This window comes from Colwellia sp. BRX10-1 (assembly GCF_014077545.1).
Classification (GTDB): Bacteria; Pseudomonadota; Gammaproteobacteria; order Enterobacterales; family Alteromonadaceae; genus Colwellia_A.
The window spans coordinates 46,984-66,280 of sequence record NZ_JACGWC010000023.1; the positions used below are offsets into that span (position 1 = coordinate 46,984).

The following is a 19,297-nucleotide window of genomic DNA, read 5'->3' on the forward strand; positions in this document are numbered from 1 at the left end:
TCCTTATGACACCAATTCGCTTGACCCAATACTCACACGGCGCCGGTTGTGGCTGCAAGATCTCCCCATCGGTACTTGATGTAATGCTTAAATCTTCACTGGTATTGCCTGAACACAAAGAACTATTGGTGGGTAATAGCACTAAAGATGATGCAGCCGTTTTTGATATAGGCAATGGCCAAGGCGTTATTTCAACTACCGATTTCTTTATGCCGATAGTTGATGATCCCACTGATTTTGGTAAAATCGCAGCATGTAATGCCATCAGTGATATTTATGCTATGGGTGGTAAGCCGATAATGGCAATTGCTATTTTAGGTTGGCCAGTCAATATTTTAGCGCCTGAAATTGCGCAACAAGTACTTGATGGCGCTAGAGCTATTTGTGCTGAAGCTGGGATCCCTTTAGCGGGTGGACATTCTATTGATGCACCTGAGCCTATTTTTGGATTAGCCGTTACCGGTTTAATCAATAATGAGCAGATAAAACGTAATAATACCGCAGGTGTTGGCGATCTATTGTATCTCACTAAACCGTTAGGTATTGGCATTATGACTACCGCTGAAAAGCAAGGTAAATTATTAGCTGAACATGCACACCTAGCACCACAAGAAATGAAAGCTTTGAACATAATCGGTCAAAAATTTGCAGCTCTAGAAACTGTTACGGCAATGACAGATGTCACTGGTTTCGCACTTTTAGGACATCTTTTAGAAATGTGTCAGGGTAGCAATGTTGCTGCTATTGTCGATTTTAAGCAAATACCTTGTATTGACTTTGTTAATGATTACATTGACCAAGGTTGTATACCGGGTGGCTGTGAACGTAACTTTACCAGTTATGGGGAAGATGTTGGCCCGTTAACCCCTAAACAAAAAACACTTTTATGTGATCCGCAAACTAGCGGTGGTTTACTGGTTGCTGTTCAGCCATCAGGTAAGCTAGCCTTTGAAGCTTTATGCCAAGAAAATGGTCTGAATCTTCAACCTATTGGTGAACTAGTGGCTGCAACTTCGCCTACAGTGAGTTTATTGTAATGATTATAAACACCGCTGCCACAGAGCGACTAGACAGCAGCGATTTTCGCACTATTATTCGCAATAAAATTCCTTTGATGGATGTTCGCGCTCCTATTGAATTTGAAAAAGGCGCTTTTAACCAATCTGTTAACTTTCCGCTAATGAATAATGATGAACGAGCGGAAGTAGGGCTCTGCTACAAAAAAAAAGGACAAGCGGCCGCCATTAACCTTGGCAATGAACTTGTTTGTGGACAAAGTAAAGATAATCGCTTGGCACAATGGCAAAGTTTTGTTCAGCAAAACCCGCAAGGCTATTTATATTGTTTTCGTGGCGGTTTACGCTCTCAAACGGTACAGCGTTGGCTAAAAGAATCAGGTATTAATTATCCTTTGCTAATCGGGGGTTACAAAGCACTTCGTCAATTTTTACTCAACGAGCTAGAGCAACTTGCTCTACATCCATTAACTATCTTAGCTGGTAATACCGGCAGTGGTAAAACGCCTTTTCTTGCTCATTGTAGCAATAGTCTTGATTTAGAGGGGGTTGCAGGTCATCGCGGCTCAAGTTTTGGTGGTTTTGTTACCGCACAACCCAGCCAGATAGACTTTGAAAATAAATTGGCTGAATTATACATTACCGGTAATTATAGTTTAGATAAACCGTTGATCTTAGAGGATGAAGGGCGATTAATTGGTAGCGTACATTTACCTGAAAGTTTGCGACAAGCAATGACATTAGCGCCAATTGTGGTCATTGAAGAAAGTTTGGACTACCGTCTTGAACATATATTCCAAGAATATATTATAAAGATGACTGCGCAATATCAAGCAGCGTATGGCGTAGAGCAAGGTTTTATTGCCTTTAGTGAATATTTAGCACACGGCTTATTTAAAGTACGTAAACGTTTAGGTACAGAACGATATGCACAACTACAGATACTTCAAACTAAGGCATTTACTGAACAGCAAAAGGGTCTAACGCACTATCATTTAGATTGGTTAAAGCCATTACTTGAAGAATACTATGATCCTATGTATCAATATCAGTTAGGTCTCAAGGCCGAAAGGGTGATCTTTCGAGGTAACAATGCCCAATGTTTAGACTTTCTAGAAGGTAAGTAACACACCAAACTAGATCAATAATTTCTACAGCCGCAATGAATGATACTAATAACAAATGCTTCGTATTGAGCGTTCTACATTACAGTCATATTGCGGCATATTCCCTCCCTTAAACGAGCAATTCACCTTAAAGTACGATCACTGAAGATATTTGTTAACAGTAGATTGATGTAAGACCCAGCGAAAATTCAAGTATTCTGACGTTAAATTTTTAAAATTTCATTAAAAACAGCCAATTAATCTATCGCTATTTATTAGCCGTGATTAAAAAATAGCGGTTTATTTACACTCGCTCATCAATTTATAACCTAAAATATAGTTCGTATACTAACCATTATTATAAGTTTTAAAGTATATTTATACCCATATATGTAGCTTATTATATTGATTTAAAATGATTTTATAGACTTACCTTCACTCTAGAACGATAACAGTAACTTGATAATTTCATTCAGAACCGTTAGAATTATAATTAATTGAACGTTCAATTAAAAATAATATTCGAGAAGTCAGTGCCTAAAATTGGAATGAAGCCCTTACGTAAACAACAGTTAATTGATGCTACCTTAGATTCCGTCGCACAATTTGGTTTACAAAACACCACAATAATAACGATCAGTCGGATCGCTGGCTTATCGTCAGGTATTATTAGTCATTACTTTGGTGGCAAGCAGCAATTAGTAGAAGCAACCGTTAAACACTTGCTTGAACAATTGAAGTTAGCGCTACTCGAACGTGTTAGAGGTCAACATCTTGAGCCAGCCGATCGACTTATGATGATTATTGAGGCTAATTTCACTCAATTACAACGTTCTAAACCCGCAACAAAAACTTGGCTTAGTTTCTGGGCGCAATCAATGCATGAACCAGGATTGGCAAGGCTACAAAATATAAACAGCAAGCGCTTGCACAGCAATCTACTTTTTTCTTTTCGTCAATTATTAAATGACGATTTAGCACTCATCGCCACTAAGCAGGCAGCAGCTATGATAGATGGTTTTTGGTTACGTAGTGCATTAAGCCCAAGCCCTGAAAAAGAGTTCAGGCAAGCCGAGCAATTTTGTAAAAAATTTATAGTCGATCTGCTTAAGCAGTATGGAGAAATATCTTGTCATTAGTATGTTATAAAAACTTTATCGATGGTGCCTACATGGCAAATGATAGCGGCGAAACATTTGAAGTAATTAACCCAGCAACAGGGAAAGTTATTTACAAAGTTGAAGTTGCTGACGAAAAAATTAAACAGCAGGCAATTGCAAGCGCGCAACGTGGATTTGCTACTTGGTCTGCAATGAGCGCAATTGAGCGAAGTCGTATTTTACTTAAAGCAGTTGCCTTATTACGTGAACGTAACGATGAGTTGGCTAAAGTAGAAGTACTTGATACAGGTAAGCCATGGCAAGAAGCCTCAGTAGTCGATGTAGCATCAGGTGCAGACTCGATTGAATTCTTTGCTGGGTTAGCGCCAGGTGTTGAAGGTAATCAACAGTCGGTAGATGGCGATTTTTATTACACGCGTCGCGAGCCATTAGGCATTTGTGCAGGTATCGGTGCTTGGAATTACCCACTACAGATAGCTTGTTGGAAAGCAGCACCAGCGCTTGCCTGTGGTAATTCAATGATTTTTAAACCTTCAGAAGAAACACCTTTAGGCGCTTTAAAACTTGCAGAGATATTTACAGAAGCAGGTATTCCTAATGGCGTATTTAATGTTGTTCAAGGGGCTGGTGAGGTAGGTGCGTGGTTGTCTCATCATACAGAAATTGCCAAAGTGTCTTTTACCGGAGAAGTCGGTACCGGTAAAAAAGTGATGGCAGCAGCAGCTACTACGCTTAAAGATGTCACCATGGAGCTTGGTGGTAAGTCGCCATTAATTATTTTTGATGATGCTGATGTCGATAATGCGGTTTCTGCAGCGATGTTAGGTAATTTTTATACTCAAGGCGAAGTTTGTACCAATGGTACACGCGTATTCGTTCAAAAATCTATTTATCCCGTTTTTATTGAAAAGTTACTTCAGCGCACTAGCCAAAATATAATTGCCGGTGACCCTATGGTAGAAGAGACTAACTTTGGTGCACTGATTTCTTTAAAGCATTTAAATCTAGTGATGAAATACATCAAGCTTGGCGTTAGTGAAGGGGCAACCTTATTACATGGCGGGAAAACCCTTCAGCCAGACAATGCACCGGGTGGTTATTTTGTCGCTCCTACTATTTTTACCGACTGTACTGATCAAATGACTATTTGCCGCGAAGAAATTTTTGGGCCAGTGATGTCTGTATTAACATTTGATGACGAAGACGAGGTAATAAAACGCGCAAACTCGACTGACTTTGGTTTAGCCGCAGGTGTGTTTACACAAGATATTACTCGTGCTCACCGAGTGACCCATCAAATGGAAGCAGGAATTTGTTGGATAAATAGTTTTGGTGCTTCTCCGGCTCAAATGCCTGTTGGCGGTTATAAGCAATCTGGCGTTGGCCGTGAAAATGGTCTGGTAACACTCGATTATTACACGCAAATAAAAGCGGTGTATGTTGGGTTACAGCCATTAGACAGCCCGTTTTAATAAAGTTAAAGCTTAGTTAGCGTCCTTAAGCCTTGAATAGTTGCCAAAATTAAATGTTGGCAACCAAAGTAATAAAGTTGAGTGTTAAATGAACAGTGATAATTATGATTACATTATAGTCGGTGCCGGCTCTGCTGGTTGTGTATTAGCGAACCGTCTAAGTGAAGACAGCAACAGTAAAGTTTTGTTACTTGAGACTGGCGGCAGTGACAAAAGCATTTTTATTCAAATGCCTACCGCCTTATCTATTCCGATGAATACCAAGAAATATGCATGGCAGTTTGAAACAGAGCCAGAGCCTAATCTTGATGGCCGACGTATGCATTGCCCTCGTGGTAAAGTATTAGGCGGCTCGTCTTCAATCAACGGCATGGTGTATGTTCGTGGACACGCGCGTGATTTTGATGAATGGCAGGAAAACGGCGCCCAAAACTGGGATTACGCTCATTGTTTACCGTATTTCAAAAAAGCAGAAACATGGGCATTTGCCGGTGATGAATATCGTGGAAAAAATGGACCATTGGGTGTTAATAATGGCAACCAGATGAAAAACCCATTATATAAGGCCTTTGTTGATGCAGGTGTTGAGGCCGGATATAGTGCAACCAGTGACTATAATGGTACTCAGCAAGAAGGCTTTGGACCAATGCACATGACGGTAAAAAAAGGGGTGCGCAGTTCAACTGCTAACGCCTATTTACGACCAGCAATGGCACGTGCAAATTTAACTGTGATAACTCATGCTTTAGTACATAAAGTATTACTTAATGGCAAAAAAGCAGTTGGCGTACGTTACGAACGCAACGGAAAAACAGTTGACGTTGCTGCTAATAAAGATGTTGTCTTATCAGCAGGTCCTGTTGGCTCGCCCCACATACTGCAACTATCAGGTATTGGTCCTAAAGCTGTCCTTGAGGATGCCGGTATTGAATTGATACATGATTTACCTGGCGTTGGCGAAAACTTGCAAGATCATCTTGAGTTCTACTTCCAATTTAAATGTAAGCAGCCGATCACCTTAAATGGCAAGTTAGATTGGTGGAGTAAATTGCAGATTGGTGTTCGTTGGATCCTAACAAAGAAAGGATTAGGCTCGACTAATCACTTTGAATCTTGTGGATTTATTCGCTCTAAACCAACGGCAGAATGGCCAGATATTCAATATCACTTTTTACCTGCAGCGATGCGTTATGACGGCAAAGAGGCCTTTGCAGGTCATGGTTTTCAGGTGCATGTTGGTCATAATAAACCAAAAAGTAGAGGTTTTATTAAGGCTTTGTCGAGTGATCCTAAAGCACACCCGCAAATACGCTTTAATTACCTTGAGCACGAAGAAGACCGCGAAGGTTTTCGTGCCTGTGTTCGCCTAACCCGAGACATTATCAATCAAAGCGCATTAGATAAATATCGAGGTGAAGAAATACAGCCAGGCATTGGTATCCAAAGTGATGACGAAATTGACACTTTTGTTCGTCAATTTGTTGAAAGTGCTTATCATCCATCATGTTCATGCAAAATGGGCACAGATGAATTGTCGGTTGTAGATCCCCAAACCCGAGTACATGGTATTGAAGGGTTAAGGGTTGTTGATTCGTCAATATTTCCAACTATTCCTAACGGTAATTTAAATGCACCAACCATAATGGTCGCTGAACGTGCCGCCGACATTATTCGTGGCCGAGAAGTTTTATCGCCATCAAACGCCCCTGTCAGCTTAGTGCAAAATTAATAGCAATTGCGCACTAAAGCCAAATCTAAAAATTAACTAACGTTAATCGTCAGTACGCGGTTAGATCTTAATTTTCGCCATCAAGATATTTTCATGATGGCGACAATTGAAATCTTCAGCTTAAATTTGCCGTGTACTTTTATAAACCTCAAAGAGGAGTACTACTTGTTTATATTAATTAATACCTTACTCAGGAGACAACTATGACTACATGGTTATCAGCTGGGCTGATATTTACCTTCACCGCCATCGCCTTTGTATTATATCGGTGGGGCAATATTCGCTGTGTCGGTGTAACACCGGTTAAAACATTTACCTTTATTGCTATATTGTTTACCTCTGGGCTAGATGTTGGCTTGATCATGTTTCCGTTAACCGAATTTGCCGGATATGCTGATTTAGCAACCAACCCCGAATATGGATTTACTAACCCGTTGGCCATAGAGTTTGGCTACTGGGCATTTCTCATCTGGGGATTTTACTTTCTAACTTGTTTCTATTTTTGTGTGATTGAACCTCGTGTACGTTTTTTTGAAATTCCACTGGTTAAACTGGTAAATAACGTAGTTATTATTGGTACCTGTGCTTTTACCGCCTATTTATTATTAACCAATTTACCTTGGTATATGCCTGAACTTGGCGATGGTGAATCTATTGTTAGTAGCTTCTATTTGATTGTATTTTTAGTCATAGCTGCAGCTGTTTATTCAAGTACTAATATTCGTTACGTAAAAATATTAAGTTTGGCAACTACTTGGTTATTTTTGGCATTGATTGGTCTAATGTGGGGTGGAGCTTTTCTTTCAGAAACCTCAAGTATTGGTGAGTTTGCCAACACTATCGCGATGATTGGCGGTTACTTTGGTAATATCCACGAATTTGCTTTGCCTCTTAATGATTACCATGAATTTTACCTTTATTGGTGGTTTGCTTGGAGCATTATGATTGGCCAGTTTACTTCTCGGTTTGTTGGAGGTCTTCGTACTTATCAAGTATTGGCAGCGATGTTGGTTTTTCCTTCTATTCCAATCGCCATATGGTTCTCAGTACTTTATTACTACAGTGCAAATGGGCTAGAGACCGCTGGTTTCTATAATATCGCGATGGCATTTGTTGGCATAACCTTCGTTATTAACTCACTTGATTCATTGATCCGTCTCTATACTGATAATTTGAACTTGAGTGTTGCAAGGCTGGGCAGAGTGAAATATTTCTTCGGCAACTTAATTGCTCTTAGTTTACTTACCCTGTTATTTAAATTAGATTTCTTGCAAATCCAATGGGTTGGCGCTGTCGTTATTGGACTCTTTTTTACTTGCTTTGGTTATATCCTGTTTAACAAGTTTAAAGCCGTTAGCGAAATTGAGCGTTCACCGAAAGAAAATAAAATTGATTTTACTAAAATCGAATTAGTCGAATAGCACCGACCATTTTGTATTTGAATACTAAATAAAAAGAGAAACTAAATGAATAAAAGTATTATAGCTATAGCCGCAAGTTGCCTATTAACATTATCTTCTACCGCACTAGCTGATGTGTCTGCAACGGTTAACATAGCCTCTGATTATACCTTTAACGGTGTTAGCCAAACAGGCAACGATCCAGCATTACAAGCGAGTTTGGATTATGCAGATGATAGCGGCTTTTATGCTGGAACTTGGGCGTCAAACGTTGACTTTGGTCGCTATGAAGACACTAACATTGAGTGGGATGCCTATGTTGGTCAATATTTTCAACTTAACGAAAAAATAGGACTAGATGCAGGTATTGCTTACTATACGTACCACGGCGATAACGTGTCAGATACATACAACTATCCTGAAGCTTATGCAAAATTTGGTTACAGTTCATCGATGGGTAACAGTGAAGTAAACTTTTGGTATAGCTGGGATTATTTTGGTCTTGATGTTAATCATTATATCGCTATGGTTGCTCATACGTTTGAAGTTAAACCGGGTCATAATATCAAGGTAAGTTTTGATCGTTCAATGTCAGCGAATAAAGATAAATGGTCGTGGAACGCCAAAGATGCTTACAACCATTATCGCGTTGAATATATGACCAATTGGAACGGCTTTGATGTTGATCTTGCACTTGAAGATACAAATATGAACATTGATTTGGCTGATACCCGTGTCGTGTTATCTGTATCTCATACCTTCAGCTTATAATTGTATTGGATTAAGTAACGTTTATTGTAGGTAGTTCAACGAGCTATCGACTTATTATCTAAGCCTCAGTGGTTATCACTGAGGCTTTTTTTAGTGTTATGGATAAACGGCAACGGTAGTTTTTAGGCTTGGTTATACCCGGTCACCATGACTTTATTAGCTAATTTACCCCTTTAAAAGACGAATACCTGACTAATTAAAAGATTTACTCTTCCTGAAATTGCGCTATCCCTGTATTATCACCCGATAAAATTTACGTTAATTAATGTTTAAAACATTCAGTGATATAAAGAGCGATCATGACTAAACCACATAAGCCCCAAAGCAATGCTATGCTTAAAAGAGCCCACGAAAATATGCCGTTAGGGGTTGCAGACAGCTACCGTTATTGGGGGGAAGAAAACACCGTATTTTTAAGCAGCATGAAAGGCTGTACCATCACCGACTGTGATCAACAAACGTTTGTTGACTTTCGTTTAGCCTATGGCCCAATTATTCTTGGTTATCGTGACGAACGCGTAGACAATGAAGTGATTAACGCGATCACTAGCGTTGGCACCATTTCCGGTTTCTCTACCGGTCTTGATTCTGATGTGGTTGAATTGGTGAAGTCACTTTGCCCTAATATCGATAAAATGCGCTTTGCTAATTCAGGTACCGAAGCGGTTATTGGCGCAGTGCGCACCGCTCGTGGATTTACAAAACGTAATAAAATAGTCGTGGTTGAAGGTGGCTTTCATGGACTGCATGATGAAGTGATGTGGAAATCTGATGTAGATAACTGGGAAGTCACTGATGAAAACGCGCCTGAAATTATACCTTTTGGCGCAGGTATCCCACAAAGTACGCGTGAACATCAAGTAAGTGTACCGCTTAACGATTTTAAAGCTATCGATACTGTTTTCGCTGAACATGGTCATGATATTGCGGCTATATTGATTGAACCTATCATGGGTAACTGTGGCTCGATTGCCTCAACGCAAGCCTATATGCAAAAGTTGCGTGACGCTTGTGATACCAATGGTTCTTTGCTAATTATGGACGAAGTCAAAACGGGTTTTCGTGTTGCCAAGGGCGGAGCACAAGCCTTATATGGTATCTATGCTGATTTAACCACGTATGCAAAAGCTATGGGCAACGGTTACCCGATTGCTGCTTTTGGTGGTAAAGCTAATGTTATGGATGCTATATCATTTGCAAAAGACGGGGTAACTCACGGCGGCACTTATACCGCTAATATGGTGGCACTGAGCGCAGCTAAAGCGACATTAACCGTGCTTAAAGAAACCGATGCACTTGAAACGATTGCGACAGTAGGTCAAAAAATTCAAGCGTTACTCTCAAGAGTATTTACAAAATTTGATATTGAACATTGTTTTGCAGGACCCGATGCAATGTTTGGCGTACATTTTGGTAGTGAAGTACCACAAAATTATCGTGATTGGAAAAAAACGAACAGTGATCTTTATACGCAATTCGCGCTTAACTTAATCGACAATGGCGTGATGTTAGAGCCGGATTCACGTGAACCTTGGTTTATTTGTGAAGCCCACCAAACTGTCGATCTTAAGTGGTTAGAGCAAGTTGCTGAGCAATCAATGAGCGCCGCGATTAACGCGCAGTAACTAGAAGTTTTTTTCAATTTGTAGACCTAACTTATTATTTAGGTAGCCTAGTAGTAAAAATTTATCGCTATTGATCCGACGTCAATTAGCGATAAATGGACTAAATTTTCATTGCTTAATGCCATGTTAAGCAGTGAAACCTAAAATGGATGTTAATCCTCAATGTTATGCTATTTATAAAGTCATTTAATAAACAGTAACTATATCAACAACTTAAAGGTAACGCGTTACTTTTGGTTGGGCGTATTTATATTGGCTTAGCCATGGAGTGGTTAAATATCTAACGATGTTAGTAAAAGCACAAGCACTTTAAAAACATATACGGCTAAGGTACAAAAGCCCTGACTACTAATCAATAGATTCAAAGGATATGAGTAATACTATGAGCATAAAATTCAGCCCACTTTCTAAATATGACGTTAATTATAGAAATGTTATTGAGCTTTATAAAGAGGCTTTTACGACAGTAAGGCGTGTTCCTTCTTGGTTGCTTCGCTTCATATTGAGAAAAGGGAAGGACGGCTTTAGCGTTCTTTATGAAAATAATAACTGGATTGGTTTAATCTATCTTACCGAGTATAAAGATACTGTTTTTGTTCATTTCTTTGCTATCGCAGAGGATCAGCGTTCGTCTGGTTATGGGAGTAAGGTATTAGACGCATTGAAAGAGAAGCATGAAAACAGAGTTGTATTAAATATTGAAGAACTTCAAGTACAACAACAAAATTATCCACAACGAGTTAAACGAAAAGCATTCTATTTAAACAATGGCTTTAGTTCTTCTGGTTACCTAGTTAAAGAGCCAGGGGAGGTACTTGAAATGCTAATACATGGTGGCAGTATCTCCAAAGAAGAGATAGAAGCGATCTATAAAAATCTCTTTGGGGGTATTTTGGGTTCACTTTACCGACCTAAAATAATACCCATTAATGAATAATGTCAACCGTGTATCAAAACAGTCAGTCTCAATGAGGCTAAAATGGCTAGATTAAAAAAGTAACATCGAGAAATACAGCAAGAGAACTGCACTTTTGGTCAGTACCTTTTCTTTGCAGCGGCAATTATAGGTTTACTGTTACTGTTGCGTTTTTCACAGCCACTTATTAAACCTATACATAACAAACCTACTAATAAGTAGCATTCATTAATTGTAGCGCTTGACTCCATCTCATTGCATTTTACTAATGAGCGGGTTATTGCTGTTATTATGCAATTAAGATTTCACTCTCCAACAATAAGAAAAACAAAAATGACAAGTAGAAAAATACATAGACTTATAGGTTTAATCCTCATATTACCAATGTTTGGTTGGACAATTACCGGTGTCATATTTTTTATAAAACCCGGCTACAAAGGGGCTTATGAACAATTATCATTAAAAACTTATCACCTAGAAACACAGTTATTAGTTGATCCAAAAGAAAATTGGAGTGAAGTTAAACTCATCAAAACTATTTTAGGGCATCATTTATTGGTTAAATCGCAAGGAAAAACGGAACATTTAGACCCTATTACGCTTCAAGTTAAAGGGTTGCCAACTAAGTTAGAATACAAACGCCTTATTGATGATGCACTTTCAGAAAATAAAGAACGTTATGGCGACATTATTTCTATTGATGGAACAAATGCAAAAACTAGCACAGGTGTTGAAATAAATCTTGATTGGGTAAGCTTAAGGTTAAGCCAGAAGGGCGATGATACTAAGTTAATCAACAGACTTTATAAAATTCATTACCTTCAATGGACACCATTTAAAAATGTAAATTTAGTTTTTGGCGTTTTAGGTTTATTACTATTAGCAACCCTAACCACCTTTGGTATCAGACTTTACATTAAAAATAGAGAGTAATTGCTTAGTGGACGTATCGGTATTAACCGATACCATACCCGGTGTTCGCACCAAACCTAGATAGGGATATAAACACTTATTAAATAATAGGGCGTTAGGTATAGCTTATCTAATGGCAGTTTATCCTGCTGTTTATTTTTACATCAGTAAATAATAAATAATTATGCTTAATTTCAATCATCATATATATTTAATAGGGGTATAACTAAGAAAGGGCACCTAAGTGACTAATAGTGAACAACAATTAGAGTTTATACGTTTATTATCATTAGATTCAGAAACTAATTTCACCAATACAGAGCATTTTTCTTTCGCGATGAAAAAGCTGTCAATGCTTTTGAATAGTCCATTCTTTATTTTTACCGTAGTTTACAAAGATATTCAAAATAAAAAGTCACATTACAATAGTTACTGTTTGAACACGCAAAATAATGAGCCAAGTGAAGAGCGTGTCGTTGTTAATGTAAATCAAAGCGAATTACCCGACACTATTTGTTTATTAAATCGTCAATTACAAGAAATAAAACAAAGTAAAAGCCAAGTCACTGTTAGTTTCTTAAACAAAACAGATTTTAGCGATTCTCAAGACGATAATTGCTTTGTGTTACCCTTTACTGTGGATGATGAGCTTATAGGTGTAATTAGCTATCAAGCGAATACGCCTAATACCGTGATTAAAACATCTAGCCCGCTCTATCAATTTATTCATTATGTTTTTTCTGCCGACCATACAAATAGGCAAAAAGGTACACAAATCAACACGCTTCAAACCGTATTGAACTTAATGCCACAACGTGTTTTTTGGAAAAACAGAGAATCTGTTTATTTAGGAAGTAACAAAGCTTTTTCAAATGATGCCCATCTTAATTCGCCTTCTGACATTGTTGGAGTGACTGATTTTGATATCTTCCCTGAACAAGCAGAGCTGTATAGGTCAGATGACGCTCATACAATGACCTCAAGAGAGCATTTAATCGCTTCAGAAGAACCTCAAACCCATGCTAATGGAAAAACCATCTGGTTACGCACCTCTAAACGACCGATTATTAATGAGTTTAATGAAGTTATTGGTATCGTTGGTACTTACGATGACATTTCTGAATTAAAAAATATGCAGGTCGAGTTAAGTAAAGCTCGAGATGAATTAGAAGAAAAAGTTGAAGAGCGTACGAAAGAACTAAGTCAAACTTACAAAAAATTAGCCGTAGCATTTGAATCATTAAAGTCAACACAAGACCAGCTTGTTGAGTCTGAAAAAATGGCGGCCTTAGGTAATTTAGTTGCCGGTGTTGCACATGAGATTAATACGCCTCTTGGTATTGCTGTAACGGGGGCTAGTAATTTAGAACATAGCGCGCAACTGATTAAAAAAGCTGTGGAAAGTGGAAAGATTAGAAGAACAGCGTTTGTTAATCAATGTAACAGCTTGATTGGTAGTAGCGATATAATTTTACGTAATTTAGAGCGGGCCTCTGAATTGGTAAGGAATTTTCAGAGGATAGCCGTTGACCAATCAAATGATGAAAAGCGTACAATAAATTTCTTTAAATATTTAAATGATATTATTTCGACATTGTCGTCTCGAGTTAGTGAAAAGAATATAAAAATATTTTTATCAGGAGATGAAACCTTACCCCTTTTAACATCACCAGGTACGATTGCACAAATAGTAACTATTTTGATTGATAACGCCTTAACTCATGCATTTAAAGAAATAATTAATGGTCAAATAAAAATCAGTTTTAAAGTACAAAATGAAATGCTAATGCTTACGGTGCAAGATAATGGTTGTGGTATTGAAGTGGGAAAGATAGAAAAGGTGTTTGAACCTTTTTATACAACGCAACGGCAAAAAGGTTCTGGTCTAGGGCTAAGTATTCTCTATAACCTAGTCACTCAAAGTTTGAACGGTAAAGTTACCTGTTTTAGTACGGTTGATGAATCTACACAATTTGTTATCGCGTTACCCTTAGATTAATAAACATCTTATATAAACTAAGTGCTGGGGTAATGTATGCTTTGATTTTTCGAGTCGTTTATATGAAAAATCAAAATGACTTATTTGAGTTAAGCTCCATACTAACGGTTAAGCCATCCCAAGCGTAAACATATAAGCAATACGAACATGTAAAAGCTAATGTTTTTTTGTTACCCTTTAAGCCGATGTCATAGAATTTTAAACAATAAATAGTTAAATGTTTGTGTTCTATATTTTTAACCAATAATTATTTTCCTGTTGAACAGGTATTAATCGCACAGGAGTTTTGATGAAGTATTTTGCATATGGTTCAAACATGTCCCTTATAAGACTTCAACAAAGGGTGCCAAGTGCCCAAAAAATTGACACAGTAAGTCTTAAAAATCATCAGTTGCGTTTTAATATGAGTGGCAAAGATGGATCAGGTAAATGCGACTCTTTTTATACGAATAATAGTGATGACGTGGTCGTAGGCGCTCTTTTTGAGATAGATGAAAATGAGAAACCCATTTTAGATAGAGCCGAAAGTTTAGGGTCTGGGTATAATGAAAAAACAGTATCCGTAATAAATGAACAGGGAAAAACGTTCGAAGCACTAATTTATTGTGCAATTAGAATAGACCCTTCATTAAAACCATATACTTGGTACCTAAATCACGTCATTGTTGGGGCAAAAGAAACAAAGCTATCTACGGATTATCTCGCTATTATCGAATCTGTTGTCTGTATAGAAGATCCAAATAAAGAGAGAGAAACAAAGGAACGGGCAATGTATAGTTCACACACTATTCAAAAAGACTGTGCCTGAGGAATTCAGCGATTTATAAAGGCATAAAATGGCATTTAAGCAAACAATAAGATTATTTGAGTTAGATTGGTTAATAGTCTTAAGTAAGCATTAAAAAGAGGTTAAAGCGTAACACCGTTCAGGACATGGGTTTGGGTAATATATAAAATCAAACTCTATGTAAATCTGCAATCCATGTATACCTTGAGGAATTAGGTGAATATTGAAGTGTTTATATTTGATAATCCGTATTGGGTACATACATACCGCCGTTTTTAGCGTTTTTACCTTGTTTTTTTGACTGATATAAATAATTATCGGCACACTTTAAAAGATTATAGAAATTAAAGCCGCTGCTAATATCATGCAATGCAAATCCTGAAGAAACAGTTACTGAGATATTGTTTTTCTCAAAAATAATATCAAGCTTATCTATTGATGCATTTACACGTTCACTTAAATTACCTAACTCTGTTAAGGAAATATTTTCGCACAATAAAACGAACTCATCGCCTCCCCATCTAACGAGAACGTCACTGCTACGCAATTGATTTGAAAGTGTCGTCGCTATAGCTTTTAAAACTTCATCACCTGCGGCGTGTCCATAGTTATCGTTAATCGGTTTTAAGTTATCACAATCTACCATTACTACACCGACAGACTCTTTGGTAGTGCTATCACGTCGTTCAAATCTAGACTTAAGCCCTGGTAAGTAATCATCTAAGTAATTTCTAACGTAGCAACCTGTTAAATTATCGCGCATTGAATAGCTGATTTTTTCTAGCATCATTTTATTTCTATTTTTCCAAAGTAATAGCATAACGAATGATAAAACACTTATTAGTATTATGATGAAGATAAAGAGTTGATTATATTTTTCACTTTTTTGTATAGCTATTTGATTTAAAAGTTTTTCGTTTTCAAGAGATGCAAATTTTTTATCTATTGCTATATTTTTATCCATTTCATAGAGCATATCGACAAACGCTTTAGCTTGATTAGAGTTTTGAAATTCAACATAAGCCAAGAGATGAATCAAAGTGTTCTTGTCATCATTTAAACTCTTGTAAATTTTCGCTAGTAAATAGTTGAGTTCAGAAACCTCTGTTTTATGGCCTAATTCTATTGCTATTTTAAGTGACTCCTTTGCATGAGCTAACGCTAGAGTAAAATTTTTCTGGGTAAAATAAAATGAGGCAATACTTTGATTTGTTATTTGGCTAAGACGAACATCTTGATTATTAACCGCTAAGGAAAGCGATTGTAATAGCAATTCTTCAGCTTTGTTAGCTCTTGCCATTCTTGCGTAAGTTAATCCTTCTAGCCGCTCTAAATAACCAATGCTTTCATAAATAGACTTAGCTCTATTAATTAATTTGAGGATATCTTGATTATTGCTATCGGGTTGATTAATTTTAACACCTGATAAATAGAGTATGGTTAAATGTTCGAGCTTATTATCTCCCAGAGAGGCAGCTTTTTTCAAAGACTTATTAAGACGCAACTCTGCTAAATCATATAATTGCAATTCAGCATAAATCAAACCTAAGTTAAGCAGTGCTCTAACTTCCATTTTTTTGCCATTATGCTCAACAGCGAAGGCATTTAGCTGATTAGTATACTCAATGGCTTTAGCATACTGACCTATCAGTAAGTATGCTCGACTTACTTTGTACAGAGCACTGTTGGTATACTTATTATAAGAAGTGTTATTAAATGCTTGAATAGAATCAGCTAAATATTCTTGCCCCTTAGCCTTATTGCCAGCGTTAATATTAAGGACAGCTAAATTTGCAAAAACAGCGGGTTTGAGAAATGTATAGTCTGAGTTGTTAATTTGTGTGAGCAAGGTGGAAATAAAAGCGTTATGTTGATCGCCTTGAAGGTGTATTAGGTTTTGTAATTTTAAATAGTTATTTATTACCTCATTATCATTGTGCTCACTTTCTGCAGAAGCCAAAAAGGGGAACAAAACAACCATAAATAATATTTTAAATACCCATCGATAAGCCAACATGATACCCGTAAAAAATTTTTTTTTAAGTTTAACATGGTTCTAAAAAAAACGGCATATAAAAAAGAAAGAGGACCAGTAGGCCTTAGATAAGACTCGACAATGATAAACGTTTCAATACTCTTGCAACAAAAAAACTCTAGTTGTTAATATTTATAGATTACCCGGTTTGTAATTATCAGAATAGCTACATGCCAATGTTGAAGTATATTTGCATTACATCAACAAGCATAAGTAGGGGAAAGCAAACCACTTATTATCTTGTTTCTGATAAGAGTTAATATCATCTAATAATGGTATTTAATGAAAATATTTTTTACCGCAAGTGTTAGACAAAGTTACATATGCACATACTTTAAGATATTGTAGACATAATCAAAGGCTCTAAAAATAAGGCTTTTCATTATTTAATGTAGTTAAAGTTCAGCGAAGCACTTCAGCATCAAGTATTAACGCCTGAGTCAAGCCAGCAAAGATTTCTGGCCTTTATCTTAATGTTAGTAAGACAGTAATATTTGATGGCATTATTCGCGACGTCACATTACGGAGATAATTTGAATAGTCGATGGCAAAAAGATATCTGTTAGATGCCGCCATTAAAAGTTGATAATTATTACAGTTAGAAAAATCGAAGTTGCCCCACCTGATCACACACAAAATTTATAACTTATTTACTATATTTTAAACAATAATTATTTTTACTGTTCTTTTATACAGCTGGTGTTGTTTTCCTTTCTTTTGCCGAAATACCGAAAGATTCGGTGTTGCACCTTTTGAAATGTTTAATAATAATAAAATGTTAATGTTTTTATTATGTTGTAAAGTATGATAATTGTAACTGTAAATAAACAAAGAATGCTAAGTGTGGTCTACTGCTTAGTTTTTCGGTCTAATAAGCTGTTATGTGACTACGAGGTTTATCAAATGGATTTGTATACACTCATACTTGATTTCAAAGGTGGCACCTTCATATCGCAATGCATTTCACCTTGTAAAGAAGATGCTTTATATCAAGGTGTTCTAAATTGGGATATTTCAGCTATAGAGAGTGTAATAACTGGTAATTCTAGAAATATTCTACTGGAAGATATAGAGAATGAAGAATTAACGCAGTTACAAGGAATGAAAAATGTTTGGTCTTGTAGTGTATTTGTTGGCGACGAACTAATGTTGATAAACCTAATAGCTACTAAAGACGTCACATAACAAGAACTTCAAACGGAACAAAAACAGTTGGTTAGGTTCCGCTTCGCTTCACATTTTAACCAACTATTTTTGTCCGCTTAAGTGGGCGTTAGCCTTACAAGGAAAGTATGGAACTCGTATTCAATCATTCAGTCATAAAAGTCAAAACTATAAATAGTATTGCACCTGATAGTGCAGCGGACATTGTAATATCTGAAGAAAAGGATTTTGACCGTAAGACGATTATTGAAATTAGAGAAGGTAGCAAGCTTACTTGTATCGTATTATTCTGGTCTCATTTTTCAGACGATGCCGAGCCGTCGTTACATTGGAGTGAAGATAACCAAGTTCTCTTTGTTGGTGCAGGTTATGTTTCAGCGGTTGTAAATGTTTCTACCCAAAGTTTAATAGACATTAATTACCCTGATTTATTTTGGGGCTGGGAATGTATAAATAATAATATATTAGAGTTATGTGAGTTGGATTGTCGTTTATATTCGCCTTCAGGTAATTTGATTGGTCATGCTCATGTTGATCCCCCTTATGATTATGAGGTCACGGATAAAGCGATTTTATTTTCTAGTATCGTAATGGGTAAAACGAGCATTGAGTTCAAGTAAGGCTAACAAGCCATTCAAGCAGGACAAATAACAGCTGGCTATTTGCTCCTTCGTCGCTTATTTTAGCCAACTATCATTTGCCTCTTAATGGGGCGTTATGTTTAAAGGAAAGTATGGACGCAGAATTAAAGAAGAAGGTAGATATCATCGTAGGTTTAAGTCGTCTTGGTGGTGGAACACTGATAATTATCGGAAGTATACTAGTATACGTTTTCTTCCAAGCAGCATTAGATCCAAATGCAGTAATTGAAATAAATGGCGTTCCAACCAAAGATGAGAGCTCTAAAATTATGGCTGCGATATTTAGTAGTATATTCCCAATTATGGGGTTGTTTTTAGCTTTTATTCCTAGCAAGTATATTGATAAGTGGGTTGCTAAAATAGTTATTCGTTTAGGGTAAATTTAAACATAACAAGAAATTAAACAAGGACAAAAAACAGTTGGCTTTTGTTCACTCCGTTCACTATTTTAGCCAACTATTTTTTGCCTGTTAATTAGGCGTTAGGTATACCATCATGCTGGATGAGTTTCGCTACATACTGACAGAAATTAAAGTTGTTGCAGATCCAAAATGGGGAGCATCAATTGAATTAATTGATTATGAACACCGAGATTATATCGAG

16 protein-coding genes are annotated in these 19,297 nt (G+C 37.0%); 15 read left to right on the forward strand and 1 reads right to left on the reverse strand.

Features of this window, described 5'->3' with window-relative positions:
• Positions 1-5: 5 nt before the first annotated feature.
• The 12 genes from selD (at position 6) to H4J75_RS15860 (ending at position 14,875) form a co-directional block, all read left to right on the forward strand.
• The gene (gene selD / locus H4J75_RS15805; protein WP_182222669.1) at positions 6-1,037 is read left to right on the forward strand and encodes a selenide, water dikinase SelD; all 1,032 of its coding nucleotides are present in this window, start codon (positions 6-8) and stop codon (positions 1,035-1,037) included.
• A complete protein-coding gene (gene mnmH, locus H4J75_RS15810) occupies positions 1,037-2,143 on the forward strand; it encodes a tRNA 2-selenouridine(34) synthase MnmH (protein WP_182222670.1) in 1,107 nt (368 codons plus the stop codon). Before selD ends, mnmH begins: the two co-directional genes overlap by 1 nt.
• A 512-nt stretch (positions 2,144-2,655) precedes the next feature.
• Positions 2,656-3,261: a transcriptional regulator BetI gene (betI, locus tag H4J75_RS15815; protein ID WP_182222671.1), complete on the forward strand. Its 606-nt coding sequence runs from the start codon at positions 2,656-2,658 to the stop codon at positions 3,259-3,261.
• The gene (betB, locus tag H4J75_RS15820) at positions 3,252-4,715 is read left to right on the forward strand and encodes a betaine-aldehyde dehydrogenase (protein WP_182217266.1); all 1,464 of its coding nucleotides are present in this window, start codon (positions 3,252-3,254) and stop codon (positions 4,713-4,715) included. The genes betI and betB overlap by 10 nt, the downstream gene beginning before the upstream one ends.
• Positions 4,716-4,803: 88 nt before the next feature.
• On the forward strand, positions 4,804-6,444 hold the full coding sequence (gene betA, locus H4J75_RS15825) for a choline dehydrogenase (RefSeq protein WP_182217264.1): 1,641 nt from the start codon (positions 4,804-4,806) through the stop codon (positions 6,442-6,444).
• 203 nt (positions 6,445-6,647) lie between these two features.
• Complete coding sequence (locus H4J75_RS15830; RefSeq protein ID WP_182217262.1) at positions 6,648-7,865, forward strand: BCCT family transporter; 1,218 nt, start codon at positions 6,648-6,650, stop codon at positions 7,863-7,865.
• A 45-nt stretch (positions 7,866-7,910) separates the two neighbouring features.
• The gene (locus H4J75_RS15835) at positions 7,911-8,615 is read left to right on the forward strand and encodes a TorF family putative porin (RefSeq protein ID WP_182222672.1); all 705 of its coding nucleotides are present in this window, start codon (positions 7,911-7,913) and stop codon (positions 8,613-8,615) included.
• A 299-nt stretch (positions 8,616-8,914) separates the two neighbouring features.
• Positions 8,915-10,240: an aspartate aminotransferase family protein gene (locus H4J75_RS15840; protein ID WP_182222673.1), complete on the forward strand. Its 1,326-nt coding sequence runs from the start codon at positions 8,915-8,917 to the stop codon at positions 10,238-10,240.
• A 382-nt stretch (positions 10,241-10,622) separates the two neighbouring features.
• A complete protein-coding gene (locus H4J75_RS15845; protein WP_182217256.1) occupies positions 10,623-11,177 on the forward strand; it encodes a GNAT family N-acetyltransferase in 555 nt (184 codons plus the stop codon).
• A gap of 312 nt (positions 11,178-11,489) precedes the next feature.
• Positions 11,490-12,089, forward strand: a complete 600-nt coding sequence (locus H4J75_RS15850; RefSeq protein ID WP_182222674.1) for a hypothetical protein — start codon at positions 11,490-11,492, stop codon at positions 12,087-12,089.
• A 223-nt stretch (positions 12,090-12,312) separates the two neighbouring features.
• Entirely contained in the window at positions 12,313-14,067 is a 1,755-nt protein-coding gene (locus H4J75_RS15855) for an ATP-binding protein (protein ID WP_182222675.1), read from the forward strand.
• A gap of 289 nt (positions 14,068-14,356) precedes the next feature.
• Complete coding sequence (locus H4J75_RS15860; RefSeq protein ID WP_182222676.1) at positions 14,357-14,875, forward strand: gamma-glutamylcyclotransferase family protein; 519 nt, start codon at positions 14,357-14,359, stop codon at positions 14,873-14,875.
• A 211-nt stretch (positions 14,876-15,086) separates the two neighbouring features.
• Here the strand turns inward: H4J75_RS15860 and H4J75_RS15865 are convergent, their stop codons facing one another.
• Positions 15,087-16,814, reverse strand: coding sequence for a tetratricopeptide repeat-containing diguanylate cyclase (locus tag H4J75_RS15865; protein WP_182222677.1), 1,728 nt, complete (start codon positions 16,812-16,814; stop codon positions 15,087-15,089).
• A gap of 984 nt (positions 16,815-17,798) precedes the next feature.
• Here H4J75_RS15865 and H4J75_RS15870 point away from each other — a divergent pair.
• The 3 genes from H4J75_RS15870 (at position 17,799) to H4J75_RS15880 (ending at position 19,074) form a co-directional block, all read left to right on the forward strand.
• Positions 17,799-18,074, forward strand: coding sequence for a hypothetical protein (locus H4J75_RS15870; RefSeq protein WP_143327935.1), 276 nt, complete (start codon positions 17,799-17,801; stop codon positions 18,072-18,074).
• A gap of 107 nt (positions 18,075-18,181) precedes the next feature.
• Complete coding sequence (locus H4J75_RS15875) at positions 18,182-18,673, forward strand: hypothetical protein (protein WP_182222678.1); 492 nt, start codon at positions 18,182-18,184, stop codon at positions 18,671-18,673.
• 113 nt (positions 18,674-18,786) lie between these two features.
• Positions 18,787-19,074, forward strand: coding sequence for a hypothetical protein (locus tag H4J75_RS15880; protein WP_182222679.1), 288 nt, complete (start codon positions 18,787-18,789; stop codon positions 19,072-19,074).
• Positions 19,075-19,297 lie beyond the last annotated feature (223 nt).